Raw genomic sequence first — 25,197 nt, 5'->3', positions numbered from 1 at the left:
TGTGGGAGCTGACACTTACGCCGATAAGGCACTGGGACAGCTGAGATCTCCGACGCACGATGGCCGCGAACTATCCAATGTCCTGTCGGATCCAAGAATCGGCGGCTTTTCCACCCGCCAGCTGTTCAACCGGCCCGCCTATGAGGTGGCGGAGGAGATTGAGGGATTCTTCGCTGACCGTCGGGCCGACGATCTTCTGGTACTACACCTTTCCTGTCACGGAGTTAAGGATGAGTCGGGTCGCCTCTATTTCGCGATGTCGTCGACCAAACTTGATCGGCTGGCGGCCACCGGCCTTTCCGCGGCATTCGTCAACGAACAGATTGACCGCAGCAGGTCGCAGAAAATAGTTCTGTTATTGGATTGTTGTTATAGTGGAGCGTTCCCACAAGACCTCATTCCTCGATCGTCCGACCGTATGGACCTGGATCGGTTCCAGGGGCGTGGCCGGGTGGTGATCAGTGCATCCACATCCCTCGAATATGCGTATGAATCCGACACTGGACTCATGAGCGGGACCGGTCGGCCATCAGTGTTTACGGGGGTGCTGGTCGAAGGGCTTCGGACCGGCGAGGCCGATCTCGACAGAGACGGCACCGTGTCGGTGGACGAACTGTACGACTACCTCTTCGATCACGTTCGTCAGATCACACCGCACCAGACTCCCGAGAAGATCAGTACAGTACGAGGCGAGCTGATCATCGCTCGTAACCCTCGATTGGCACCCCACGCGCAACTCGCCCCTCCCGTCAGTGCTGACCTCCGACAAGACGACGCCGAGGATGAGTCAGCCAAGGGCACCCTGCCTTTCCGGATGCCGGTGGCCAACAAGTACGTACCCCTGGTAAGGCCAGGGTCGAAGGTGCCTGACCAGCCATCCCCGGACTCGCGTCCGAACCCGCGTCCGAACCCGCGTCCGGCTCCTTCGCCGCCGCCTTCCGCCGGAGGCGATCTCGTTGCGGATCCGGCCAGACGGCGCCGGAACGGCGGGACCGAAGGCCCGGATAGCAGCCAGGTGATCTCTCCCGATGCGGCAGCGCCGGCCCCCGCCGCCATCGTCGTGCCGGTCATGATCGCCCTCATTGCCGTCGGCGTACCGGTCATGATCGCCCTCATTGCCATCGACGTGCCGGTCAGGATCGCCCTCACCGTCATCGGCGTACCGGTCATGATCGCCCTCACCGCCATCGGCGTGCCGGTGATCGCCCTCAACCGCATCCCCGACCTCGCACCGATCGCCACCCTCACCGGTCACACCGGCGCTGTCTACTCGGTGGCCTTCAGCCCGGACGGGGCAACCCTCGCCACCGGCAGCACCGATCACACGGTGCGGTTGTGGGACGTGGCCGGCTACGAAACCGTTGCCACCCTCACCGGTCACACCGGCGCTGTCTACTCGGTGGCCTTCAGCCCGGACGGGGCAACCCTCGCCACCGGCAGCACCGATCACACGGTGCGGTTGTGGGACGTGGCCAGTGGCGAAACCGTTGCCACCCTCACCGGTCACACCGGCGCTGTCTACTCGGTGGCCTTCAGCCCGGACGGGGCAACCCTCGCCACCGGCAGCACCGATCACACGGTGCGGTTGTGGGACGTGGCCAGTGGCGAAACCGTTGCCACCCTCACCGGCCACTCGGTGGCCTTCAGTCCGGACGGGGCAACCCTCGCCACCGGCAGCGGCGACACCATGGTGCGGTTGTGGGACGTGGCCAGTGGCGAAACCCTTGCCACCCTCACCGGCCACACCGGCTGGGTCTACTCGGTGGCCTTCAGCCCGGACGGGGCAACCCTCGCCACCGGCAGCGGCGACACCATGGTGCGGTTGTGGGACGTGGCCAGTGGCGAAACCGTTGCCACCCTCACCGGCCACACCGGCGCTGTCCACTCGGTGGCCTTCAGCCCGGACGGGGCAACCCTCGCCACCGGCAGCGGCGACAACAGCGTGAAGTTGTGGGACGTGGCCAGTGGCGAAACCGTTGCCACCCTCACCGGCCACACCGGCTGGGTCTACTCGGTGGCCTTCAGCCCGGACGGGGCAACCCTCGCCACCGGCAGCGGCGACAACAGCGTGAAGTTGTGGCCAACCCGCTGACCCCGCCACCCCGACAGCGGCCATTACGGCCCGGAAATTCAGAGACCATGAGCAGCGACTCGGGGAGAGGTTTCTCGCGCTGGTCACTACTCCCTGCTCACCTTGGTCCTACTGGCTTATGACTTCAGGGCTCAACGGCCCGACGGCTTACAGTGCTCACATGGCGTGGCTCAGCGACGAGGGAACTTCCAAGCCGAAAAGCGCTTAGCTTGTCCACTGGGAACGTCTTGTCGGAGCCGTAGGCCCTGGAGCCCAGCCTCCCGTGGGAGTCGTTCGGGGACCGCGCAAGATACGTGCAATGATCTTGCTGATCACAACGGAACGACGGGATCGTGCCGCAGGTCAGGAGCTACGAGCGGACGGGAACGGTCACGGGCTGTAAAACCGTCGGCAGTCCGGATCCCCTGTACCCACCATCCTTCGCGATGCGGTCGGGGAGTGAGCCTGACTCAGGAGGAGAGATCGGTGACTGGAATCTCGTCCTCGGCGTCGCGTCCGACAATGGTGATCGCGAGCAGGGGTAGCAACCGCCCGGGGATGGACCCTGAGGGGGTCGCACCGATTCTGGTGGCGCCCATGGCCAGGTAGAACGGTTCCGCGTTCGGGTCCGCGTCGATGGTCAGGCGCGCGAAGCCGAGGTCCGCCGCAGCGGCGACGGCATGCTCGAACAGGCGGCGACCGATACCTTGGCCGATGGCGTCCGGTTCGACGAAGAGCATGCCCAAGGCCCCCTCCGGGGGGTTTCCTTCCAGGGTGGCGAAGCCCAGGACGCGGCCGTTGTGTTCGGCCACCGTGGTTCGCAGCTTCTCGACCTCCGAGGCCGAGATGGCCAGTTCGTCCCGGCAAACCGCCATGAATGCCTCGTCGTAGCCCCAGTGCGCCTTGGATCGAACCGCCAGCTCGCTCAGGAGGTCCGCCTCGACCACCCGCGCCGCTCTGATCAGCATGATCGCCTTTCGTCATCCCCGACATCCTCCTCAGCCCGCAGGCGGAGAATTCCAAAAGCAACTATCCCAGTGCCCGGATCGCGGTCGGTGCGGCCAGATGATCTCCTCGGCGGGAGACCGCGAAGCGCCGAGGTCAGGGCGGGGTGACGGCTGCGGAGGTGAGGAGGCGGGTGGCGAGGGCTCTGATCTCGTCGCGTAGTTCGGCGGGGGTGATGACGGTGAACGGCCAGCCGAGGCCGGCGAGCATCTGGGCCATCCCGGCCAGCCGGTCGGCCCTGGTGGCCAGCAGCACCCCGGCCGGCGTCTCGGCCAGGGTCGCCGTGGCGGCGGGGATCCGGGCGGCGGCCTCCTCCAGCGTGGTCTCCAGCAGCACCCTGACCTCGTAGCGGTAGGGCACCGCCGACAGCGATCCGACCACGTGCGCGACCGGGTCGAAGTCGTCCGGGGCCGGGAACCTCCGCTCGGTGCGCGCGGCGCTCGCCACCCGGTCCACCCGGAAGGTCCTGATCTCCCCGCTGTCGTGGTCGAGGCCCGCGACATACCAGCGGCCGGAGTGGAAGACGATGCCGTACGGGTCCAGGTCGCGCGTCGAGGCGTCGCCGCGCCAGGAGCGGTAGGCCAGCCGGACGGTGACCCGGCGACGGGCTGCGTCGGCGAGGGCGAGCAGCGGGCCCGCCTTCGGAGCGGGTGCCCGGGTCGCGGCGCCGGTGTGGCCCAGCGTCTCCGAGATCGCGTCGACACGCTCGCGCAGCGGCCCCGGGAGCACCCGCTGGATCTTGGCCAGGGCGCTCTCGGTGGCCGTCTCCCCCACCGCCAGCCCGGTCCGCCGGCCGGCCAGCAGCCCCAGCACCACCGCGGTGGCCTCGTCGTCGGTGAGCATCAGCGGCGGCAGCTTGTAGCCGGGCAGCAGCCGGTAGCCGCCGTGGCGGCCCCGCTCGGCCGAGACCGGCACGCCGAGCTCCGACAGCCGCACCGCGTAGCGGCGCACCGTGCGCTCGTCCACCTCCAGCCTGGCGGCGAGTTCGGGGCCGGTCAGGCCGGGGGCGGCCTGCAGCAACTCCAGTAGCGCGAGGACCCTCGCGGCGGTCATTCACGTTCTCCTCAGAAATCAGGACCGATACTGTCCGGATTCGATCCTAGGGTGAAACCAGGCGAACGAAGGAGAGATATATGAGCACTTATGTGCTGATTCCCGGTTTTTGGCTGGGCGCGTGGGCCTGGGAGAAGGTCACCCGGCCGCTGCGCGAGGCCGGGCACGAGGTCCACCCGGTCACGCTCACCGGGCTCGGCGACAGAGCCCACCTGGCAGGTCCTGGGGTCGACCTGGAGACCCACATCCAGGACATCGTCAACACGGTCGTCTTCGCGGACTCCAGCGAGGTGATCCTCGTCGCCCACAGCGGGGCCGGTGCACCGGTCACCGGCGCGGCCGACCGGATTCCCGAGCGCGTCGCCCGGATCGTCTACCTCGACAGCGGTCCGCTGGCCGACGGCATGACCCAGTTGGACGCCACCGAGCCCGGCTGGCGGGCGTTCATCGAAAGACGGGTCGCCGAGCAGGGCGACGGGGTGGGCTACCCGCTCCCGTCCTGGGAGGAGCAGGAGCGGGCCGGGGCCAGTCTGGAGGGGCTGGGCGAAACCGAACGCGAGTGGTTCGCCTCCCGCGCGACCCCGCAGCCGTACGGGACGATGACCCAGCCCCTGGCGCTCAAGGCCGGCGCGGACGCGTTGCCCAAGACACTCATCACGTGCTCGTTCCCGCTGGAGCAGGTGCACGCCATGATCGCCGCCGGTCATCCGTTCTTCGCGGCGCTCGCCGGGCCCGAGTGGAGCTTCGCCTCGGTGCCCACCGGCCACTGGCCGATGTTCTCCAAGCCGGAGGAGACCGCGGCCGCGCTCGCCGCGCTGGCGGTCTGAGACGAAGTCCTGGCGGGGCGGGAAGAGAAAGGGCGAGGTTGAGAGCGGCCGGCACGCTCCGCCCGATGCCCCCCACGACAGGGCTCGTGGAGGCCCGCCGTGCACACCGGGGGCCTCCACACTGCGGTTCCGGTGACGAGCCAGGAGTTCCGCGAGCACCGAGAGGTGACATTTGTCCCGGGCGGCCCTGGATCGATGGATCTACCTGGGACCCCGCGCCCTCCGTAGCGTCTTTCGCATGACGAATGACGCGGTGTCACTCAAGAACGTGACCAAACGTTTCGGGGCGGTACGCGCCGTGGACGACCTCAGCCTCGACATCCCCGCCGGGCAGACCGTCGCCCTGCTCGGCCCCAACGGCGCGGGCAAGTCGACCAGCATCGGGCTGCTGCTCGGGCTGCTGGCCCCCGACTCCGGAACGGTACGCGTGTTCGGTGGCGCCCCGGAGACCGCGATCCGCAAGGGTCGGCTGGCGGCGATGCCCCAGGAGGGCGGCCTCGTCTCCCGGACCACGGTCGGCGAGCTGCTCGGCTTCGTCTCCGGAACCTACCGGGCGCCGCTCCCGCTACCGGAGGTGATGGCCGTCGCGGGGCTGGAGGAGCTGGCCGGCCGCAGGGTGGAACGGCTCTCCGGCGGCCAGGCGCAGCGCCTCCGTTTCGCGCTGGCGCTGGCCGGGGACCCGGAGCTGATCCTGCTGGACGAGCCGACCGCGGCGCTGGACGTCCGGGCCAGGCGGGAGTTCTGGGAGAGCATGCGTGCCTTCGCCGCGCGCGGCAGGACCGTGCTGTTCTCCACCCACTACCTGGAGGAGGCCGACGAGTACGCCGACCGGGTGGTGGTGATCGACAGGGGCCGGATCGCGGCCGACGGCACCAGCCGGGAGATCAAGCGCCTGGTCCCGCTGACCACGGTCAGCGTCACCGCCACCGCCGGGGACGTCGCACTGCTGGACCGCCTTCCCGGGGTCACCTCCGTGGAGATCCACGGGAACCGCGCCCACCTGCGCACCCGCGACGCCGACGCCACGGTCCTGGCGCTGGCCGAGGCCGGAGCCGTACGAGACCTTGAGGTGGTCCCCGCCGCGCTCGAGGACGCCTTCATCGCACTGACGGGAGTGGACGCCTGATGCTCGGCTACATCCGCCTGGAGATCGCCAGAAGCCGCCGCGACCCGGGATATGTGATCATGGGTTTCACGATGCCCGTGGTGATGTACCTGATCTTCACCAACCTCGGCATAGCGGGCGACGACCGTAGCTGGGCCGCCCCGTACATGATGGTCAGCATGGCCGCCTTCGGCGCGATCGGCGCGGCTTTCAACAACGGCACCGGCATCGCCGAGGACAGGACGGCGGGCTGGCTGCGGCAGCTGCGCGTCACTCCCCTGGCGCCGGTACGGGTGATCGCCGGCAAGGCGGGCACCGGCATGCTCGTGGTGCTGCCCGCGATCGCCGGCGTGTGCCTGTCGGCGGCGTTGCTCAACGGGGTACGGCTGGAGATCTGGCAGTGGGCCTCGATCGTGCTCCTGCTCTGGGCGGGTTCCCTGCCCTTCACCCTGCTCGGTCTGGCCATCGGCTACCGGTTCAGCGGCCAGACCGCCGCCGTGCTCAACATCGCGGCCAACATGGCGCTGGCGATCCTCGGAGGTCTGTGGCTGCCCACCGAGGGCTTCCCCTCCTGGTTGAAGGCGCTCGCGGAGTGGACACCGAGCTTCACCTACGCCGACCTGGCGCGGAAGGTCGCCTTCGGCCAGGCGCCCGGGACCGGCGTGGCACTGATCCTGATCGGCTGGCTGGTCGCCTTCGGCGTCCTGGCGGTGTACGGCTACCGCCGGGCCGGGCGCGTGGTGTGAATCCCGCGAGTCGCGTGATAGGAGTGACCGGATGAGCGGGAAGCCGGGGGTGACGGAGCGGGAGAGGCCGCAAGGACCAAGGATGGCGAGAGCGAAACCGCTGGGAGCGGCCAGACGGAAATGGTCGGGGAGGTTGAGAAGGCAGGGGCCCGGGGAACTCGCCTTCTATCCGTGGCTGCTGATCGCCTATCCCCCGATCAGCGACCTCGCGGCGGGGCAGGTGCGACCGGCGCCGCCGGCCGCGCTGGGCGTCGTCGCCTTCGTCACCCTGTACGTGCTCTGCATCCGGCTGTCCTTCCATGGCCGGCGACGGGCGGCGGCCGTGGCCCTGGCCGGGCTGCTGGTGGTGATCTTCCTGCTGCTGGCCGGGCCGGCGCAGAACTGGTTCTACCTCGCACCGCTGATGACGATCGCCTGCGGGGTCGTGCTGCGCGGCAGGTCCGTCTACCTCCTCCTCACCGTGCTGACGATCGCGCTGACCGCGGTGATGTGGCGCGCGGGAGCCGGCTGGGCGAGCATCACCCTGGCCGCCTGGGGAACGACCGCCGGCGGCCTGGTGGTCAGTGTCGTCCTGAAGCTCTTCTCCGTGATCACCGAGCTCCAGGAGACCCGGGAGGAGCTGGCCCGGGTCGCGGTGGCCGAGGAGCGGCTGCGGTTCTCCCGCGACCTGCACGACCTGCTCGGGCACACCCTGTCGGTGATGGTGGTCAAGGCGGAGGCCGTACGGCGGCTGGCCCCCCGCGACGCGGAGGCGGCGGCTCGGCAGGCGGCCGACATCGAGGCGGTCGGCCGGGAGGCGCTGACCGAGGTGCGGGCCGCGGTCAGCGGCTACCGAGGGCGTGGGCTGGCCGCCGAGCTGGCCTCGGCGCGCACGGTACTGGCCGACGCGGGCATCGCCGCCGCGGTCACCGTCTCCGAGGGCCGCCCCGCGCCGGAGGCCGACGCCCTGCTGGGCTGGGCCGTACGGGAGGGCGTGACCAATGTCGTCCGCCACAGCGCCGCCCGCACCTGTGAGATCACCCTGGAGGGCACGGTGCTGGAGATCCGCGACGACGGCAGGGGGGCCGGCGCGGACGCCTTGGGCAACGGCCTGCGCGGCCTGACCGAACGGGTCGTCGCGCTCGGCGGAACGCTGGAGGCCGGCGGCGGCGACGGCTTCGTGCTGAGGGTGACGCTCCCATGATCGGCGGCTTCCGGCTCGGGGACGCCCCCACCGCCGACGGTCTCCCGCTGGGAACGCTTCGATGATCGGCGGTTTCCCACCGGGGAGGAGTCTTTCATGATCATCTGCTTGTCGTCGAGGTCGGCGCTCATACGATCGCTGGTTTTCCGCCGAGGCCGAGGAGGAACGCTTTCATGATCAGGGTGCTGCTGGCCGAGGACCAGGGCATGATGCGCAGCGCGCTGGCCCTGCTTCTCGGCCTGGAGGACGACATCGAGGTCGTCGCCACGGTCACCGGGGGCGACGAGGTCGTGGCCGCCGCGCTGGACACGCGTCCCGACATCGCCCTGCTGGACGTCGAGATGCCGGGAATCAGCGGCCTGGAGGCCGCGGCCGGCCTCCGGGACCGCCTGCCCGGCTGCCGGGTGCTGATCCTGACCACCTTCGGCAGGCCCGGCTACCTGCGCCGGGCGATGGAGGCGGGCGCCGCCGGATTCCTCGTCAAGGACGGTCCCGTCGAGGATCTCGCCGCGGCGATCCGCCGGGTCCTGGCGGGCGAGAAGGTGATCGACCCCGCGCTGGCCGCCGCCGCGCTGAGCACCGGCGCCAGCCCGCTGACCGATCGTGAGCGGGACGTGCTGGCCGCGGGGGCGGACGGCGCGACGATCGCCGACATCTCGCGGCGGCTGCACCTGTCGGAGAGCACCGTCCGCAACTACCTGTCCGCCGCGATCGGCAAGACCGGCACCCGTAACCGCATCGAGGCCGCCCGCACCGCCCGGCACAACGGCTGGCTCTAAAGGGGGCGGCGACGTGTCACCGGCCGCCCCGGGCTGCCGGCTCAGGGGGCGAGGACGGGCTCCGGGGCCTCTTCCGCGAGCCAGTCGCGCATCGCGCCGTAGGTCTTCTCCGCGATCAGCCGCTGGCCCGCGGCGTTGGGGTGGAAGAAGTCCCACTTGCTGATGTGGCTCAGCGTGAACGCCTGCCTGAACACCGCATTGCCGTCGAACCGGCAGTTCGGGCCGTACGCCGCGCAGACCCTGGCGAGCGCGGCGTTGAAACCGATCACCCGGGCGCGCACGCGGTCGCGGCGGGCCTGGTCGGCCGCCGACGTCGAGGTGGGGCGCGCCAGCATGGTGGGACAGATCCGGCCCACCTCCCAGAACCCGCGTGCCACCAGGTTGTCCCTGCCGGTCTGCCAGAGCCGTCCGATGTCGGGGATGCTCGCCACGAACACCCGGGCGTCGGGCCTGCCCGCCCGCAACAGGGCCAGCGCTCCGGCCACCCGGCTCTCGTAGACGGCCACGGGGGTCATCAGCCGCTCCTCGGACACGCAGACGTCCTGGGCACCGATCAGGAGCGTCACGTAGTCGGCGCGGTGTCCGACCGCCTGCGTCACCTGTCCGGCCAGGTCGGCGCTGGTGGAGCCGGGGACGGCGAGGTTCACGTTGTGCCCGGCGAGTGCCACGTCCAGGACGCGTAGCCTCTGATAGTGGCTCCTGACATCGCGGTGCTCACCGGTCGACCAGGAACGCGAGGCGCAGGTGACGTACCACCCGCAGGCGTTGAACCCCGCGCTGACGGAGTCTCCGAGCGCGGCCATGACCACCGGCCGCCAGGGTTGTTCCACCGGTGTCGCCCCGGCCGGAACGGTCCAGGCGGCCGTCAGGGCGGCCAGCCCTGTGAGTGCTGTCACAGTCCTGCGAAGCATGACACCTCCGCTGCGAGATCGCGTCTGCTTCGGATGTATCACCGCAGGCCAGGGCGGCAGGTTCCGTTGACCGAGTGCCTTGGTTTTCTTGACACCGCGTGGCGGCCGTGCCTGCGGGGGGAACCGCCGTCGAACATGTTCAGTTTCCGGCATAGAGTGGCGGGGGTGAGTGTAGCGCTCGGATCAACCCGTCCTCTCGTGGTGAGAACCACCTCCGTCGACGACCCCGGTGACCTGTTCGCACGACTGCCGGAGACCGCGCCCTATGCCTGGGTCAGGCGCGGGGAGGGCCTCGTGGCCTGGGGCGAGGCCCTGCGCCTGGAGGTGCCGCCCGGCCACCGGCGTTTCGACTGGGCTCGCGACCGGCTGTCGGATCTCTTCGGCGAGGCGGATGTCGACGACGACGTGACGACCCCCGGTTCTGGCCCCGTCGCCTTCGGCTCGTTCACCTTCGACCCGGAGTCACGCGGGTCGGTTCTCCTCGTCCCCCGGACCATCCTGGCCCGCCGCGACGGCCGCGCCTGGCTGACCACCGTCGGTGAGCAGCGACTCGACGCCGTCACCCCGCTCCGCGACCCGGGCAGGATCCGGTACGGCGACGGCAGTCTGAGCGCGCCGGAATGGGAGCACGCCGTGGCCCGCGCCGTCCGGCGGATCAGGTCGGGCCGGTTGGAGAAGACGGTGCTCGCCCGCGACCTGACCGCCGTCGCGGAGCGGGCGATCGATGTCCGCCTGCTGCTGGCCCGCCTGGCCGGCAGCTACCCGGAGTGCTACACCTTCTCCTGCGCGGGGCTGGTCGGCGCCACCCCCGAACTGCTGGTCCGGCGTACCGGGGAGACCGTCGAGTCCCTGGTGCTGGCCGGCACGATCGCGCGGGGCAGCGATCGGGCGGACGACATGGCGCGCGGCGCGGCCCTGTTCTCCTCGGAGAAGGACCGCTACGAGCACGTCTGCGCGGTCGCGTCGGTACGGGAGGCGCTCGACCCGCTCTGCGCCGAGCTGAAGATCCCCGAGGAGCCCGAACTCCTGGTGCTCCCCAACGTCCAGCACCTGGCCAGCCCGGTGACCGGGCGGCTGTCGGCGGGGATCTCGGTCCTGGACGTGGTGGCGGCCATGCACCCGACCGCCGCCGTCGGCGGCACCCCGACCGGGGCCGCGCTCGGCGTCATCCGCGAGCTCGAGGGCATGGACCGAGCCGGATACGCCGGTCCTGTCGGCTGGATCGACGCGCGAGGGGACGGCGAGTGGGGGATCGCGCTGCGCTGCGCCCAGATCGAGGGCCCCCGGGCCCGGCTGTTCGCCGGGTGCGGCATCATGGGCGACTCCGACCCCGCGTCCGAGCTCGCCGAGGCCCAGGCCAAGCTCCGGGTGATGCAGTACGCCCTGGAGGGCTGACCGCCGCCGCGCGGGGCGCCCGCCGGAGGCCTGGCCAGGGCGATCATCCCTGAACGGGTAATTCCCACCCGGCTGGTCTGCGGCAGCCAGATAGGCGTACCCTCACAAGGGCAACACATCGGACATTTCCGGCAAGAAAACGACACTTTCTTCTACTCACTGTTCTCTCGTCGCCGCACGGCCGGCTCGCTCGCCGGGGAGAGGAAGACCATGGCGTTACTGACCACCGCCCGCCTCACGGTACGCGACTGGAGTCCCGAGGACACCCGCGATGCTCTGGCCATCTACGGCACGCCGGAGGTCACCCGGTGGCTGTCCCCGGCGATGAACCGGCTCGACGGTGAGGGGGCCATGCGGGCCACGCTGGAGGCATGGGAACGCAACCGTGAAACCCTGACGCCCCCGCTCGGCCGCTGGGCGATCGTCCGCAACTCCGACCAGCGGATCATCGGTGGCCTCTCCCTGAGGTACCTGCCGCCCGACGAGGAGGACATCGAGATCGGCTGGCAGCTCGCCCCCGACTTCTGGGGTCACGGCTACGCCACCGAGGCCGGCCGCGCCCTGGCCGGATGGGCCTTCTCCATCGGTGCCCACGAGCTCGTCGCGGTCGTGCGGGTGAACAACGAGCGCGGTGCCGGCACGGCCAGGCGCATCGGCATGCAGTGGGTCGGCGAGACGGACAAGTACTACGAGACGCGCCTCAACGTCTACCGGCTCTGGCCCAGCGACCTCACCTCGGCCCAGGAGGACGAGCTCCGGCTCTGACCCGGGGGCGTCCCGGGCGACCGCCGTGTCTTCGATCATCGAGTAGGCGGGGGTCCAGCGTCAGGAGCCGAGATAGCGCAGCACGGCCAGGACACGGCGGCTGTAGCCGGTGACGTGCAGCGGCCCGAGCTTGTCGAAGATGGCGTTGACGTGCTTCTCGACGGCGCTCTGCGAGACGTGGAGCCGCTCGGCGGCGGAGGCGTTGGTCAGTCCCTGGGCCATGAGGTCGAGCACCTCGCGTTCCCGGGGCGTCAGGCGGCTCAGCGGGTCGGCGTGGGTGATCCCGGCCAGGAGCTGCCGCACCACCTCGGGTGGGAAATGCGGGAACTTCCGAGGCGCACGATACCGCTGTTACTACGCTGGCCCGATGACCGATCAAACGATCTCTGCGGGTGGGCCGGCGACGAGCCTCGACCTTGAGGCCATCATGGCCGTGGGGTGGGCTGTCCCCAGGTCCTTCACCACTGAGGAGTTCCGCCGAGCCGAAGCGTTCTGGCAGGCACGACGCGCGGAGGATGAACGGCTCCTGCGGGTCCGCACCAAGGCGGCCCACCTTGTCGAGTCCTGGACGGGGCACACGCCGCGCGACGTCGGCTCCTTCGGGATCCAGCTCAACCTGGAAACCAGCGATCTGGATCTGGGGATCGGCTATCCGGTCGCCGGTCGCGAGGAGCTGATGGCGGCGCTCGCCCCGCACGCGGCGTTCAAGGGCGAGCGCTACACCCGTTTCACCACCACCAGGCTGGTGTTCTCCTTCGAGGTCGACGGCGTCGAGATCGACCTGTCAGCGCTGACCGAGGAGGACTTCGTGGTCGCGTGCCGCATGCTCGACGAGATCGACACCGGCATGAGCCGGGAGGAGCGGATCGCCCACACCTGGGTCAAACATCTCCTGCGCGCCACCGACCGGATGGAGCAGTACGCGGCCTGGAAGCTGGCCACGTACTCCCGCTACTGCCCGGAGTTCAACTGGGTGCCGATCTCCGAGCCTGCCTGACCTACCGCGGGTCAGGTCCCACACGGATCAGCCGCATTGATCAATTTCCAGCCTGTCGCGGCCGCCCACCGAGTGTGCTCATAACGGAGCCGGTCGGCGGCCTGCGGCGGCAGTGCCGCGACGACCCTCGGCACGGTGGCGTCCATGCGGCCCCGGAGCACCTCGAACTGCTCCTCCAGCATCGCGTCCAGCCTGTTGGTGAGCTGCCCTGCCTGCGACGGGTCGACGTGCTCGTCGATGAGGTCGAGCATGCCGGTGAAGACGGCGAACGCGGCGTCCTTGATGACGACCCGCGCTGCGCGAACCTCACGGCGCGGCTCACCGTCCAGCACCTTCTCCAGAGACTTCAGCGTGTAGTCCAGCGCGAAGTTCCGGTCGACCCACAGCTGCGCCCGCTCGGAGCAGACACCGATACGCGGGTCGGCGAAACGAGCGTCGATGCGGCCCATCGACGGGCGCGCCGCCCCAGCCAGGCCGGCGGTTTGGACCATGCGAGTGTAGGCGGCGCCGACCAGCGGCTCCATCGATACCAGCATGTAGGAGATGCCGGTGTAGAACGGCCGACCGGTGCTGTGCTGGGCGACGAACGCCGGATCGCAGACACCGTCGACGATCTCCTCGACGCTCAGGTGCGGCAGCGGATGCAGCAGCAGATCCGTCCGCCCCTGGAAAGCATGCGTGGCGCGTAGCTCTTCCAGGCTCATCAGCTGGTCGAACGTGATGTAGGTGAACCTGGTCGGCACTCCCAGCGCCGACAGGGTGCGGATCGCCACCGCGTTCTGCTCGCCGGTGGTTTCCTTGTTGAACCTCCGCAAGATGGAGGTGACGCCGGATTCCACCCCGAACAGCATGCGGCGCAGCCCGTCGCGGACGAGAACCCGCCACATCTCGGCCCGCTCGATGTGCCAGGCCCGGTCGTGGTCGAGGTGAACGACCTGGTCGATACGGCACGACGTCTCCCACTGGAAGCCGGCTTTGGTGATCTCGGCGGCGACGGCCAGGGCCCGCGGGACGGCATCGTCGCCGCGTCCGATGGCCTCCTCGTCCACCAGATACAGGGTGCGGGAGAGGCCGTGGTAGCGGGCGAACTCCTCCTTCAGCGCCGCCAGCATCCATGGCAGCTGCTCGGGTGCTCCGCCCGCCCAGGTGCCCTTATGACCTCTCGGGCAGAACGAACAATGGCTGGTGCAGCCGCGGGTCGTCTCCAGCTGCATCACCCCCTGGTGGGCGAAGGTGGCCTGCAGCAGGTCGAGCTCGGGGAAGAAGTCGTCGGCGTCGCGATTGGGCACGACCGCGGTACGACGCCGGCCAACGGCCATCGCGCCGCCGCGAGCCGCGCCGACGTAACCGATGCCGTGGACCTGGTCGCGTTCGAGGTCGCCGTGCCAATGCGCGATGACGTCGCGGATGGTCGGCTCGCCGGCGGCGCGGGCGATGAGCAGCTCCGGGTAGCGCTCCAGCAGCAACGCCTCGTTGCGGACGGTCAGGCTGCCGCCGACGAGGATCAACGGCACCTTGCCTTGGACGGCGTCCAGCAGGCGGATCATCAGCTCGTGCTGGCCGAACGTCGCGCTGATGCCGAGGATGTCGGGCTGCTGGGTGCTGACCGCGCCGATGATGTCGTCCAGGGTGACGCTGAGCTGCATGTCCATCAGGTCGACCCGGCCCGACAGGGTGGAGCGGGCCGCCCGGGCCAGGTCGGAGATTGCCAAGGGGAAACGCGGCAGCGGGAAGTACTCGGGCCGGTAGAGGGCGGCGAGGAGGATGCGGGGCCGGGTCAGCCGGGTCACGGCGGCCGGGGCCAGGACGGCATGGCTGATCCACGCGCCCGGCGTGTCCAAGTGCACATGCTGGGCGGCCCAGTCGGGCCAGACGCGAGTTTCGTGCGGCTGCCCGGACAAGTCGGCTAGCAGCCACGCGCCGGACCGACCGGTGCTGACGGCGAGCAGCCGCCGCTCCAGCGTCCCGGTGAACACGACGTTACGGCCGGGCAGGAGACCGACGACGGTGTCGCGCAGCGCGTTGGGCTGGCTGCGGGGGATGTCGTGGATCGCCTGCTGCTGGGCGAGGGTCAGCGGGGTGAGCCTGAGTCGGCTGATGGCCCCCAGGAGCAGGCTGTGGCTGGCGCTGATGGTGGGGGGCATGCGGAGCCTCCGTACGTGAGATACGTGAGAGAAGAGGGCATGACGAACCCGCCCTGTGGCGTCGCAGGGGGCGCCCAGGGCTGCGCGGTGAAGGGGTTAGAGGGTGCCGGTGGGCAGGGTGATGGTCGCGGTCATCGCCGCATGGTCGCTGAGCCCCGACGTGCGGGGCTCGTGCACGTAGCAGCAGTCGGCGATCGCGCCGACCGGCGAGCAGAACAGGTGATCGAAGCGGTAGCCGGCGCCGCTGCGGCGCCCATACCAGGAGTGATCGTCCAGGTCGGGGTGGTGGTGCCGAAATGCGTCACCGTATCCGGCGGCGTCGAAAGCGCGGTAGAAGGTGTACTCCCAGGCACCAAACACGGTGTGGTGCGGCTTGTGGCCCGGTTCGACGACGTTGAGGTCTCCGGCGATGACGACCGGGCCGGTCACCGCGAGGTCGTCGGCCAGGGCGGGCAGCATCTCTGCCACCGCGTCCTGAAACAGGCGTTTGTCGACGTTACGGCGCTCCTGGGGGCCGCGGGAGGGCACGTACAGGCCGACCACTCCGACGCTGGATCCGTCGTCGAGGTGGAGGCGGATGGCGGCGCACCGGTGTGGCAGATAGCCGGGATGGATCTCGGGGGCTGGTTCCTGGTTGCCGATGCGGGAGGCGACGACCGTCAGATAGTCCGAGCCACCGTCGCCCAGATGCACGGTGAACTCGTGCTCGCCCAACGCTTGGGTGATGGCGTGCGCTCCGGGCGTGACTTCGGTCAGCACGACGACGTCGGCGTCCTGGACGGCGAGCCATTCGGCTTGCCGCCGGGACCGGGCAGGGTTGGCGTGCTGCACGTTGAGCGTCAGTACCCGCACCTGCCCGGGGCGGGCGTGGTGCTCTCCCCGCTGCAGGAGGCTGAGCTGCTGGCGGTCGTCGCCACTCATTGGCTTTCCCTCACCGTCTCGTCGGTGAAGACCTCCCCCTGGGCGTCGAGGCGGGCCTGCACCCGCCCCATGATCGTGCGGGCTTGGTCGATCACGTCGGGGTGCGGGGGCGCGCCCAGCGCGGACAGGTTCATCGCCACCTGCTCCGGAGTGGTGAATCCGACCAGCACAGCCGCCTGATCATAGCGATTCAGGCACGCCCACAAGGCGATATGGATCAGGTCTTCGCGGCGCCACCCGACCAGGCCGCGCAGCTCGTTCAGCCCCTCGGCGATGACCTCGACCGCCGCGGGCGTGAACCATCGCTTGCGCAAGCGATGGTCGCCTGGGCCGAACAGCGGCATGGCGGCGGGGTCGTAGGCGCCGGTCAGCAGGCCCTGCGCCAGCGGCTTGTTGATCAGCACACCGACCTGGTATTGCTCGGCGAACGCGAAGATGCCCTCCGAGCGGGACATCGGTGACAGCAGGTGATCGCGGACCGCGAGCAGGTCCGGGCGCACCTTGTCGAACACCGCCCGAAACCGGGCGACCTTGTCGCCGCGCTGGTCGGCGGCGACGGTGAGGCGATCTCGGGCGAACCGGTGCGGGCCCCGCATCCCGACCGCATGGATCAGCCCTTCCCGCTGGAAGGAGCGCATCGCCTCCACTGCGGGCTCCAGCCATCGGTCGCCGTCGCCGAAGTCGGAATGGTGCAGGAAGTACACGTCGAGGTAGCCAGTACGCAGGTTGTCCAGGGTCTGCTCCAGCTGGCGGCGCATGTGCCAGGGGTCGAAGCCGTGCTGGGCGGTGCTGGCGAAGTAGCCGACCTTGGACACCAGCACGATCTCGTCGCGAGGAACACCTGCAACCAGGTCTCCGATCAGGCGTTCGGAGCGGCCGTGCCCGTAGACATCGGCGGTGTCGAACAGGCGGGCCCCCATCTGCCACGCGGTCTCCAGGCCGGCGGCGGCCGCCGCAGGTGAGGCGCCGGTGGACCAGCCCATCGGCAGGCCAAGGTTTTCGGCCGGTCCGCCGATACCCCAGCAGCCGATACCGACAGCGGGCACGGTGATGCCGCAACGACCGAGAGTGCGCTGCGGAAGAGAGACAGGCGACGTCACAGGAATTCTCCTTCGGTGTGCGGCACCAGCGGCGCCTGGTAGTAGCGGATCTCCTCCACCGTGGCCAGGCCAGCCGCGCGCAGGTCGGCCAGCAGCTCAGTGTGGCTGGTGGGGACGATGGCGCGGGCCACTTCGGCGTCGTGGCGGGCGCCTGCGGCGAGCGCCGCCGCGATCAGCGGCCTGGCTACAGCCGCCCGGTCAGCGCCGGGGTGGATCAGCACGTCGGCAAGCAGCGCCTCCGCGGGCTCGCCGGGCGCGGAGTGGATGAGCGGGTAGACCAGGGCCGCGGCCTGCAGGTCGGAGCCGTCGCCGTCGACGACGAGCAGGCCATCGGCAACAAACCGTTCATCGCCACTCCACCGCGGGTAGGTGTCCTGTGCGACGGCGAACCCGTGAACGGGGTGAACCGCGTGGTAGAGGCGGCCCAGCGCTGCGGCGTCGCCAGGACCCGCCAGCCGCACCCCCATCTGGTCCTCCCCCGGTGCGGCGAGGTTACGGACGATGGGGGCTTTCAGCAGAGCTGCGGTGGAGTGCGGGCACCATCCGGCGCGGGTGTAGAACGTGCAGCCGTGCTCGCGGGTCGCGGGGATCTCCGCGGTGAGCACGAGCATCCCCTGAGGCAGGGAATCGGCGGCGTACTTCAGCAGCAGGGTACCCAGTCCTTGCCGTTGCCATTCGGGGGCGATGGCGGGCCCCCACAGTCGTGCCGGTGCGCCCGGCGCAGCGGGGTGGCGCAGCGCCGCCGCCCCGGCCAGGCCACCGGTGGCCGACCGCGCCACAACCATGATCGTGGGGAAGGCGCCTCCCGGGGGGTGCAGCCGGGACCGCACCAGTGCCGCGGTCACCGGCCGCTGGTCGGGCCAGCCGCGCATGGCGGCGTAGCCGAGGCCGGCGAGTTCCTCATCCAGGGTCGTTCCCGGCCGGTAGACGGAGATGCTGATCGGCAGTGTCACAACCGACTCCTTGGGTGGGTGGCGGCCACGCCGACACAGATGCTGCCTCGCCCGGCCCAGAACGCGGGATGCAAGGCCAACGCGAGTGTCGGTGCGGCCGCACGGGTGGACAGGAGCACCTGAGCGAATTCGGTGTAGAAGGTGTCGCACAGCTGGGTGGAGGTGGTGAACGGGGCGGGCCGTGATGAGCCGCGCAGTCGTTGCCGGGCCAGCCGTAGCCGTTCGCCCGGCGGGCCGGGCCACCCGGCGGCGGTGGCCAGCGCCTGAATGATCCGACCGGGCAGGTCGTACTCCAGCCGTCCGGCGGGCCCGGCGATGCGGGTGGTGTACAGCAGCACGCCGTCGTCGGTCAGCAGCTCGGCCAAGCGGGCGAGCGCCGTGTCACGGTCGGCCGGGGTAGGCAGCAAGGACAACAACCCATCGGTAATGATCATGTCGAAGGGGCCGGGCACGTTGGTGAGTTCCGGCGCCTTCGCCCACATGGCCGTCACGTCCCGGCCGCACCAGGCGGTCCAGGCGTTGACGAGTGTCAGCGGGGTCTGGCAGACGTCGGCCACCACGATCTGTGCGTCGGGGAGGAGTTCGGCGAGCAGGCGCGGCATGGTCTCATCGGAGGAGCCGCACACCAACGCCCGTTTCGGGGTCCGGCCGGCGAGGGCCTTGCGGTAGAAGTCTTCGTGCCAGCGGGGGTTGCCTTTCAGCCCGGCCTGCCGGAAGAGCCGCCATATGGAGTGGTAGCCGAAGCAGCCCCGGGTGCAGTGCCCGCGGGCGGCCGTCCACCCGTCACCGAAGGTCAGCGGAGCCGCCGTCATGGTGTGTCCTTCGGGGTTGCCTGCGCGACGAAGTGGAGCAGGCGGGCGACCCACCGGTACGGGTCGCGGCGCCCGGCTTCCCATTCGGCGTTGAGGAGTGTGTCGAAGTCGTCGCCAACCGGTACGTCGCCCAGGTGGTCGGTGAACGTCCGCACCCCGTACCAGGTCACGGTGGAGGCTCCGGCGCCAACCAGCATCGCGTCGATGTCGGCGGCGGTGTGCGCCCGGCTGGTCACGCCGAGGTTGCCCGTCTCGGCGTGGGCGTTCATCACCTGCAGCGCGTCGGCCCACCGCCCTTCCAGGCCCGGCCGCATGGCCAGCGCGTCACGGTTCTTCGTCAGCAGCGACACCACGCCGCCGGGCCGGGCCGCCGCCACCAGGTCAGCCACGAACGCCTCAGGGGTCTCGACGTACATCAGCACGCCGTGGCACAGCACCAGGTCGTAGCCGCCGCCGACCAGGTCCGAGGCTTCGTGGGCGCTGCCCTGCACCAGCCGGACGCGCTGTTGCACCTGGGCGGATTCGGCCTCCAGCCGTTGCCGGGCCTGCGCCAGCATCGCCGGGTCGGGATCGAGCATCGTCACCTGGTGGCCGATGCGGGCGAGCTGGGCGGCCTGGTGGCCATCCCCGCCACCGATGTCCAGGACCTGCTGCGAACCCGCGGGCAGGTGGGTGCGAAGGGCGCGGGCGACCAGCGCGTGCCGTACCGCGCCGCGCAGCGTGGCCACGTGCCGCGCGTACCCGGCGGACAGGTCCTCGCCGGACGTCGAAAGCCAGCTGTTGGTCAAGGTGTCTCCTTTGAGAGCAGGGATGCGAACAAGGACGGGTGCTCCAGCACCAAGCGGATGGACAGGTAGCGGGTCTGCAGCAACTGCTGCAGCGCGCGAACCGCCGGGGTGTCGGGCAGGGTGCCGACGCGGACGGCGCCGCGCAGGGCCAGCAGCTTCGGCAGCCACTCCTCGACCGTGGTGAGGCTGACCGGGTCACGGCCGAGCCAGGCACGAAACCGTTCGGCAGTCATGACCTCCCACACCACCGCTTCCCGCCACGTCTCGTCGGGCCCTTCGACGGTGGTCAGGTGCGGCAGCCGGCACAGCCCCGACCGTGGCAGAGGCGGCGGCAGGGGGCTGGTCACGCACGCCCCGCGCAGGCCGCGACGGCGCCGCACCTCGTGCAGGTGCTCGCCGAACGCCATGGCCAGGCCCGCCTGCGCCAAGGCGGCGCCGGCGGGAACGACCGCCACGGCGTCGAGCCATGACCGGCGGGCGACGGTGAGCGCCACCCGTACCGCGTCGGCCGGGTCGGGGACGCCGTACCAAACGCGGCGTCGGTCCTTGCTGCTGGTGACAAGGCCCGGCTCGAACATCGCCCCCGCGTCAGCGGCGGTGAAGTACCGCTCCCCCTGCTCGGTGGTCCTCATGTGCTCTTCAGGCCGAACCGCGAGTAGTAGCGCTCCAGCAGGCCGCACGACTCCAGCACCCGGTCGGACGCGACGACGTTGTGCCCCGGAGTGAAACCGTGGCCCGGAGTGGCGAGGGTGGCCGCCCCCACGAGGAGGCTGGCAAGGATCAGGTCGGAGTAGGCGTTCGGCAGCGACTCGGCGTGGTGGAAGTTCACCGGGTATCCGTCGCCGACGATCGTCGCGCAGGCTCCCGACAACAGGCGCAGGCGAATGCCCAGCACGCCGGCGTCGCTGATCTCGGTGGCCTCCTCGACGAGTTCGGCGATCGCGAACTCCCGGTCCCTGGATGTCGTCGACACCAGGTAGCAGTCGCCGCCGATGGCGGCGGCGTGCTCGCCGCGCACACTGGTGCGACCAGTGCTGCCGACGATCAGCTTCGGCCGGTGCTCGCGCAGCAGCGTGCTCAGGCAGCGGCCGGTGACGAAGCCCTGCTCGTGGGCGGCGATGAGGCGCACCAGCTGCCGGTCGTGGACGGCGACCCGCATCCGCTGCGACCGCAGCACCTGGGCGATCTGCTCGCCGATCCGCCCATGCCCGATGACCAGCGCGGCCTGGCCCTCAAGTTTCTCCTCGGGCAGCAGCCGCAGGGCGTTGCGGATCGCCGCATCGGCGACACCGTAGGACTCCACTGTGGCCTTCATCCTGGACTGGGCGACGGAGAAGATCGGCAGCGGCAGCTGCCGCCACGGCTCCAGCCGCGTGATGCCGGAGATCGTCTGCTCGACCAGGCCGGTGGTGAAGTGTGGCAGCAGGTCGGGACGGTGCTTCAGCAGCACCGGCAGCGTGTAGCCACCGTCGTCGACCAGCAGCCCCTGTCGGCCGAGGGCGGCGGCACGCTGCGCGTGGTCGTTCAACGCGTCCGCGGCCCGCGTCCACGGCCACACCGCGATGCCCTGCCGGGTCAGGTGGGCGTCCACGCGGGCGGTGTGCCGGTACGGGTAGCCCTTGTCCAGAACGGTGATGGCCTCCGGCGGAACGCCCATCGCCTGCACCGCCTCCACCAGTACGAGGAAGTCGCGCATGTGGTGCACCGTCAGGACCGGCGCCACCTGCGCCAGACACCCCGGTGGCGCGAACAGCGGCAGCTCGGCCGTGAGCGGCATCTGGCCACGCAGCGCGGTCATCTCGGTCACGGTGAACGGCACCCGCCGCACGGCGGCCAAGACCTCCCTCACCTGGCCGGGCAGCAGCCCAGTTGTCTCCTCCAGCACCATCGTCACGACAAGCGTGCCCGCCGCGGCGGCTTTCGGCCGCGCCGGTGTGCCGGCCAGCAGCCGCACGCGTCCCCCGGCGCCGACCCGTAGCCGCCGATCCAGCCGGTCGCCCGTCGGTTCGCTGACATCGGTGACTTTGCCGATCGCCTCGATGATCGCTGCGAGGACCATCGGCATGTCCGCCGGTTCGCCTTGAAGCTCGATGGACTCGGCGCGCGCCAGCGGGATCATGCGCACCTGCCGGCGGCTACCACGAACGCAAGGATGATCATGCGGGGCTCCTTCCCGGAAAGGCGCGAGGAGCAGGTAACGACCACACCGGACACTCCTGTTGCGCTTCGCACTTACCTGGTTACGTTCTGATCTCAGACAAGCGGGTGTCCGGGGCGCGCGACAGGGCCTCGCCGTAGTCTCGCTGTAATCCCCCTCCCTTCAAGGGACACGACATGAGCAGCGATCAGCCTCTGATTCGCCACCCTCTGACCTATCTGCGGGAGCGCCGAGGGTGGACCCTCTCCGACGTCGCCGAGCTGGTGCGGCGCCGGTCAGGCCTGAACATGGCCAGCCACCGGCAGAAGATCTACAGGTGGGAGCACCACCAGGTCGTGCCTGAGCTCGCCGCGCAACTCGCCATCGCCACAGAGGTGGGGGTCGACGCCCAGACGGTGTTGAATCTTGGGTGGCCGTCGTGGTTGCTGACGGTCGACGGGACCGAGCCGCTGGACCAGGCGTGGACACCTGAGACGGCAAAACAGATCATGGCGGGGTGCATGGGTGCGGACACCGACCGGCGAGGATTCCTCCTGCTGTCGGGGGAAGAAACCGCCGAACTGGCAGACGCCTGGGCCGCCGTCCCCACAGAAAAGATCATTGACTCCAGTGGCGGCGGCACCGTGGATACCGAGGTGGCGACCTGGGTCGAGAACCGTATCCATCAGCTGTGGCACCTGGATGACCTCGTCGGCGGCGATTACTGCCTGCACCTCGCCCAGGCCGACCTGCAGCTGATAGCCCGGCTGCTGCAGGGCGGCCGCTACCGTGCAGCGGTCAAGCGGCGCCTGTACGGCGCGGCCGGGGAACTGCTGCGCTTCGCCGGCTGGTGCGCGTTCGACGGCGACCGGCACGCCGCCGCGGCACGGTACTGGCACGCCGGACTGCGTACCTCCGCCGCCGGAGGCGACACTCTGACCGGCGCCTACATCCTGTCGCTCATGGCGATGCAGCACACCTACGCCGGAGACGGCCGCGCCGCGATCAACCTGCTGCACGCCGCCCGGGAACGCATCGGCCCCGGAGCGCCCCACACGGTGCACGCCATGCTCGACGCGTGGCAGGTCCGCGCCCACGCTGTCGTCGGCGAGTCCCGCCAAGCCGTCGAGGTGCTGTTCCGCGCCGACGACCACTGGGGGCGCCGCGACCCGGACGAAGACCCGCCGTGGATCTACTGGATGCGCCAGCCGTCCCACACGATCGAGGTCGGCGCGGGCTTCGTACAGCTCGGCCGTCCAGACATCGCGGTACGCCTCCTGGAGGAGGGCATGGCCGGTCGAGGCATCGACTACACCCGTGACACCGTGCTCGGCCTGACCGCCATCGCCGACGCACAGCTCGACCAGGATGACCTCGACGGCGCCCTCGACACGGCGCGCCGCGCCGTCGAACTCGTCACCGACGTCGATTCCAGCCGCGTCGCCGACCAGCTCAACGCCTTCGCCCAGCGGCTCCCTGCCGGGGAGGTCCAGGCCGAAGAGTTCCGCGCCTGCCTGGACGCGTTGTCGCACAGCTGAGGAGCTACCACTTCCGGCCTGTAGCCCACACCGGGCAGCCTCATGATGACCGCGCCCTTTCCTCGTCGTACCTCGGACGTGTTCCGGGTCGCGCAGCGGGAGCTCGACGTACTCAGGTGGTGGATGACTCGCCGTCAAGCCGCAGGACGTTCGCGATCCGGGCGGCTGCCGTGTCGATGTCGGCCGCGTCGGCGAGGCGCTCCATTTCGTCGGATCTGCCTGGGCCGGCAAGACGATCGCCCTGCCACCACCAGTACCAGGCCAGGCGGACCGGCTTACCTTCGGGCTGCGGCGCCTGGCGGTCCTTCACGAGGACGACCAGCTGAGACAGGCCGTTGAAAAACGATCGGGCCACCGCCTGATCTTCGGGCCCGGCGGCTTCGCCGTAGTCGGGCGGCCGGGAGAAAAGCAGGATCGCGTTGGCGACCTGCTTGACGGTCAGACCTCGCTCCTGGGCGGCTTCAACGAGCCGTGTGATGAGCGCCGCAGGGCTAGGGGAAGCCTGCGGAGCGTTGGCGTCTTGTAGCTGTGGAGATGTCATGTGTCGGCTTCCGTGAGTGATGCCTCAGTTGTGCAAGGGATGGTCCTTCCTCGGTGTTCTCCCAGGGTGACGGTGGGTCACCAGACAGCACATCGACACTGCGAGACATCTACCGACAACTACCTTCGAAAGACATGTCAGGAGTTGTCGAAAGATGGCAGCATGGTGGTGTGGTCAACGAACGCCTTCGCCGAGCACTTCACCGCACGGGACATGACATCGCCAGCCTCGCCGAGGCCGCTGAAGTGTCGACCAAAACCGTCGAGCGGTGGCTGAGCGGCGAGTCGGTGCCGTACCCGAAGACGCGTTACCGCGTGGCCGCGATTCTTCGGGAAGAGGAAAGCTACCTCTGGCCCGACGCGGTCAACGGCGCCTCCTTGGCCGGCGCCGAGCTCGTGGCCACCTATCCACGGCGCAGCGATGTCCCCCGGCATCTGTGGACCGAACTGCTGCGCGGCGCCGAGCGCACGGTCGACCTGCTCGCGTACGCGGGCCTGTTCCTCACCGAGGAGCACCCCGACTGGATTCCCACCCTCATCGCCAAAGCGAACGCGGGCGCCCGCGTACGGCTGCTCTTGGGGGACCCCAAGGGCAAGCAGCTCGGGTACCGCGACGCCGAGCACCACATCGGAGGCGGCGTCGCCGGACGGGTCGCGGCGGTGATGGCCTACTACACGCAGAACATGCCTCCCTCGGTGGAGATCCGCCTGCATGACACCCCGCTGTACAACTCCATCTACCGGTTCGACGACGAGCTGCTGGTCAACGTCCACGTCTACGGGATTCTGGCGGCGTACACACCAACGCTGCACATTCGCCGCATCGACGGCGCCTACTACAACACGTACCTGGAGTCCTACGAGCGGGTATGGGCGGGTGCACGACCTATCGAGGAAGATGACCTGTGAGCAAGCACAGCCGCCGGATCGACCACTGGCAAGACCCGGACGCTCCCCAGCCGACCAGCCGCAAGCCGTCGGCGAGCGTGTTCGTCCGCAACGACGAAGGCGCCGTACTGCTACTGAAACGCACCGACAACGACCTGTGGACCATCCCCACTGGCGGCCTCAAGAAAGACGAGACCGTCGCGCAGTGCGCCATCCGCGAGTGCGAGGAGGAGACCGGCCTGAAAGTCGAGATCACCGGCCTCGTCGGTGTCTTCTCCTCTCCGGACCACGTGATCGTCTACATGCGCGAGAACAAGGTCGACGAGGTGCGGCAACCGGTCAATGTCTGCCTGCGGGCCCGGGTGGTCGGAGGCACGATAGAGCCAGACCCCCGCGAAGCGCAGGAGGTGCGCTGGGTGGCTCCCACCGACTTGGGCGACCATCCCGTCCATCCCGCCCTACAACGCCGCATCGAGATCGGCCTGAGCGATCAGGCACCATACGTGGAGTAGCGCGGCGCCCGTCGTACCCGGACAGCC

Annotated in this window: 24 protein-coding genes and 1 pseudogene; 12 read left to right on the top strand and 13 right to left on the bottom strand. The window is 69.8% G+C overall.

What is annotated here, in order from left to right:
• Window position 1 precedes the first annotated feature (1 nt).
• Entirely contained in the window at window positions 2-2,092 is a 2,091-nt protein-coding gene (locus ACQP0P_RS22015) for a caspase, EACC1-associated type (protein WP_433380098.1), read from the top strand.
• Between the two features lie 449 nt (window positions 2,093-2,541).
• On the opposite strand, the gene ACQP0P_RS22010 is transcribed toward ACQP0P_RS22015, so the two are convergent.
• Together ACQP0P_RS22010 and ACQP0P_RS22005 are read right to left on the bottom strand one after the other, a co-directional pair.
• Window positions 2,542-3,039: a GNAT family N-acetyltransferase gene (locus ACQP0P_RS22010; RefSeq protein WP_433380096.1), complete on the bottom strand. Its 498-nt coding sequence runs from the start codon at window positions 3,037-3,039 to the stop codon at window positions 2,542-2,544.
• Window positions 3,040-3,172: 133 nt separating this feature from the next.
• The gene (locus ACQP0P_RS22005; RefSeq protein ID WP_433380092.1) at window positions 3,173-4,129 is read right to left on the bottom strand and encodes a helix-turn-helix transcriptional regulator; all 957 of its coding nucleotides are present in this window, start codon (window positions 4,127-4,129) and stop codon (window positions 3,173-3,175) included.
• An 80-nt stretch (window positions 4,130-4,209) separates the two neighbouring features.
• Here ACQP0P_RS22005 and ACQP0P_RS22000 point away from each other — a divergent pair, with 80 nt between their 5' ends.
• From ACQP0P_RS22000 to ACQP0P_RS21980, 5 genes are all read left to right on the top strand, one after another.
• Entirely contained in the window at window positions 4,210-4,956 is a 747-nt protein-coding gene (locus tag ACQP0P_RS22000) for an alpha/beta fold hydrolase (RefSeq protein ID WP_433380089.1), read from the top strand.
• Between the two features lie 238 nt (window positions 4,957-5,194).
• The gene (locus ACQP0P_RS21995) at window positions 5,195-6,082 is read left to right on the top strand and encodes an ABC transporter ATP-binding protein (RefSeq protein WP_433380086.1); all 888 of its coding nucleotides are present in this window, start codon (window positions 5,195-5,197) and stop codon (window positions 6,080-6,082) included.
• Window positions 6,082-6,807, top strand: coding sequence for an ABC transporter permease (locus ACQP0P_RS21990; protein WP_433380083.1), 726 nt, complete (start codon window positions 6,082-6,084; stop codon window positions 6,805-6,807). The genes ACQP0P_RS21995 and ACQP0P_RS21990 overlap by 1 nt, the downstream gene beginning before the upstream one ends.
• Before the next feature lie 82 nt (window positions 6,808-6,889).
• On the top strand, window positions 6,890-7,990 hold the full coding sequence (locus ACQP0P_RS21985) for a sensor histidine kinase (protein ID WP_433380081.1): 1,101 nt from the start codon (window positions 6,890-6,892) through the stop codon (window positions 7,988-7,990).
• 173 nt (window positions 7,991-8,163) lie between these two features.
• Window positions 8,164-8,769, top strand: a complete 606-nt coding sequence (locus ACQP0P_RS21980; protein WP_433380078.1) for a response regulator — start codon at window positions 8,164-8,166, stop codon at window positions 8,767-8,769.
• A 41-nt stretch (window positions 8,770-8,810) separates the two neighbouring features.
• On the opposite strand, the gene ACQP0P_RS21975 is transcribed toward ACQP0P_RS21980, so the two are convergent.
• Window positions 8,811-9,665 (bottom strand): SGNH/GDSL hydrolase family protein, encoded by an 855-nt coding sequence (locus ACQP0P_RS21975; protein ID WP_433380075.1) that lies wholly within the window; start codon window positions 9,663-9,665, stop codon window positions 8,811-8,813.
• Window positions 9,666-9,845: 180 nt separating this feature from the next.
• On the opposite strand from ACQP0P_RS21975, the gene ACQP0P_RS21970 reads away from it, so the two are divergent.
• Together ACQP0P_RS21970 and ACQP0P_RS21965 are read left to right on the top strand one after the other, a co-directional pair.
• Window positions 9,846-11,075, top strand: a complete 1,230-nt coding sequence (locus tag ACQP0P_RS21970; RefSeq protein ID WP_433380072.1) for an isochorismate synthase — start codon at window positions 9,846-9,848, stop codon at window positions 11,073-11,075.
• A 210-nt stretch (window positions 11,076-11,285) separates the two neighbouring features.
• The gene (locus ACQP0P_RS21965; RefSeq protein WP_433380069.1) at window positions 11,286-11,840 is read left to right on the top strand and encodes a GNAT family N-acetyltransferase; all 555 of its coding nucleotides are present in this window, start codon (window positions 11,286-11,288) and stop codon (window positions 11,838-11,840) included.
• 60 nt (window positions 11,841-11,900) lie between these two features.
• Here ACQP0P_RS21965 and ACQP0P_RS21960 read toward each other — a convergent pair.
• Window positions 11,901-12,158, bottom strand: a pseudogene (locus tag ACQP0P_RS21960) (response regulator transcription factor); the annotation flags it as partial.
• 49 nt (window positions 12,159-12,207) lie between these two features.
• On the opposite strand from ACQP0P_RS21960, the gene ACQP0P_RS21955 reads away from it, so the two are divergent.
• Entirely contained in the window at window positions 12,208-12,837 is a 630-nt protein-coding gene (locus ACQP0P_RS21955) for a hypothetical protein (protein WP_433380066.1), read from the top strand.
• Window positions 12,838-12,848: 11 nt separating this feature from the next.
• Here ACQP0P_RS21955 and ACQP0P_RS21950 read toward each other — a convergent pair whose 3' ends face one another.
• From ACQP0P_RS21950 to ACQP0P_RS21915, 8 genes are all read right to left on the bottom strand, one after another.
• On the bottom strand, window positions 12,849-14,981 hold the full coding sequence (locus ACQP0P_RS21950) for a B12-binding domain-containing radical SAM protein (RefSeq protein ID WP_433380063.1): 2,133 nt from the start codon (window positions 14,979-14,981) through the stop codon (window positions 12,849-12,851).
• 96 nt (window positions 14,982-15,077) lie between these two features.
• The gene (locus ACQP0P_RS21945; RefSeq protein ID WP_433380060.1) at window positions 15,078-15,902 is read right to left on the bottom strand and encodes an endonuclease/exonuclease/phosphatase family protein; all 825 of its coding nucleotides are present in this window, start codon (window positions 15,900-15,902) and stop codon (window positions 15,078-15,080) included.
• The gene (locus tag ACQP0P_RS21940) at window positions 15,899-17,002 is read right to left on the bottom strand and encodes an aldo/keto reductase (RefSeq protein ID WP_433380057.1); all 1,104 of its coding nucleotides are present in this window, start codon (window positions 17,000-17,002) and stop codon (window positions 15,899-15,901) included. The genes ACQP0P_RS21945 and ACQP0P_RS21940 overlap by 4 nt, the downstream gene beginning before the upstream one ends.
• Window positions 16,999-17,955 carry a GNAT family N-acetyltransferase gene (locus ACQP0P_RS21935; RefSeq protein WP_433380054.1) on the bottom strand — a complete coding sequence of 319 codons (957 nt, stop codon included), beginning with the start codon at window positions 17,953-17,955 and terminating at the stop codon, window positions 16,999-17,001. Before ACQP0P_RS21935 ends, ACQP0P_RS21940 begins: the two co-directional genes overlap by 4 nt.
• Window positions 17,952-18,767, bottom strand: a complete 816-nt coding sequence (locus ACQP0P_RS21930) for a class I SAM-dependent methyltransferase (RefSeq protein ID WP_433380051.1) — start codon at window positions 18,765-18,767, stop codon at window positions 17,952-17,954. The genes ACQP0P_RS21935 and ACQP0P_RS21930 overlap by 4 nt, the downstream gene beginning before the upstream one ends.
• On the bottom strand, window positions 18,764-19,555 hold the full coding sequence (locus ACQP0P_RS21925) for a methyltransferase (RefSeq protein ID WP_433380048.1): 792 nt from the start codon (window positions 19,553-19,555) through the stop codon (window positions 18,764-18,766). The genes ACQP0P_RS21930 and ACQP0P_RS21925 overlap by 4 nt, the downstream gene beginning before the upstream one ends.
• Window positions 19,552-20,187 (bottom strand): hypothetical protein, encoded by a 636-nt coding sequence (locus ACQP0P_RS21920; protein ID WP_433380045.1) that lies wholly within the window; start codon window positions 20,185-20,187, stop codon window positions 19,552-19,554. The genes ACQP0P_RS21925 and ACQP0P_RS21920 overlap by 4 nt, the downstream gene beginning before the upstream one ends.
• Complete coding sequence (locus ACQP0P_RS21915) at window positions 20,184-21,674, bottom strand: hypothetical protein (protein WP_433380042.1); 1,491 nt, start codon at window positions 21,672-21,674, stop codon at window positions 20,184-20,186. Before ACQP0P_RS21915 ends, ACQP0P_RS21920 begins: the two co-directional genes overlap by 4 nt.
• A gap of 215 nt (window positions 21,675-21,889) precedes the next feature.
• Here ACQP0P_RS21915 and ACQP0P_RS21910 point away from each other — a divergent pair, with 215 nt between their 5' ends.
• Window positions 21,890-23,230, top strand: coding sequence for a helix-turn-helix domain-containing protein (locus tag ACQP0P_RS21910; RefSeq protein WP_433380039.1), 1,341 nt, complete (start codon window positions 21,890-21,892; stop codon window positions 23,228-23,230).
• A gap of 112 nt (window positions 23,231-23,342) precedes the next feature.
• Here the strand turns inward: ACQP0P_RS21910 and ACQP0P_RS21905 are convergent, their stop codons facing one another.
• On the bottom strand, window positions 23,343-23,771 hold the full coding sequence (locus tag ACQP0P_RS21905; protein ID WP_433380036.1) for a hypothetical protein: 429 nt from the start codon (window positions 23,769-23,771) through the stop codon (window positions 23,343-23,345).
• Between the two features lie 170 nt (window positions 23,772-23,941).
• Here ACQP0P_RS21905 and ACQP0P_RS21900 point away from each other — a divergent pair, with 170 nt between their 5' ends.
• Window positions 23,942-24,679 carry a helix-turn-helix domain-containing protein gene (locus ACQP0P_RS21900; protein ID WP_433380033.1) on the top strand — a complete coding sequence of 246 codons (738 nt, stop codon included), beginning with the start codon at window positions 23,942-23,944 and terminating at the stop codon, window positions 24,677-24,679.
• A complete protein-coding gene (locus ACQP0P_RS21895; protein ID WP_433380030.1) occupies window positions 24,676-25,170 on the top strand; it encodes an NUDIX domain-containing protein in 495 nt (164 codons plus the stop codon). Before ACQP0P_RS21900 ends, ACQP0P_RS21895 begins: the two co-directional genes overlap by 4 nt.
• Window positions 25,171-25,197 lie beyond the last annotated feature (27 nt).

It is taken from the genome of Streptosporangium sp. CA-115845 (assembly GCF_050943795.1).
Taxonomy (GTDB): domain Bacteria; phylum Actinomycetota; class Actinomycetes; order Streptosporangiales; family Streptosporangiaceae; genus Streptosporangium.
Note: the sequence above shows the minus strand (reverse complement) of the source record. Positions and strands in the feature narration are given on the sequence as shown.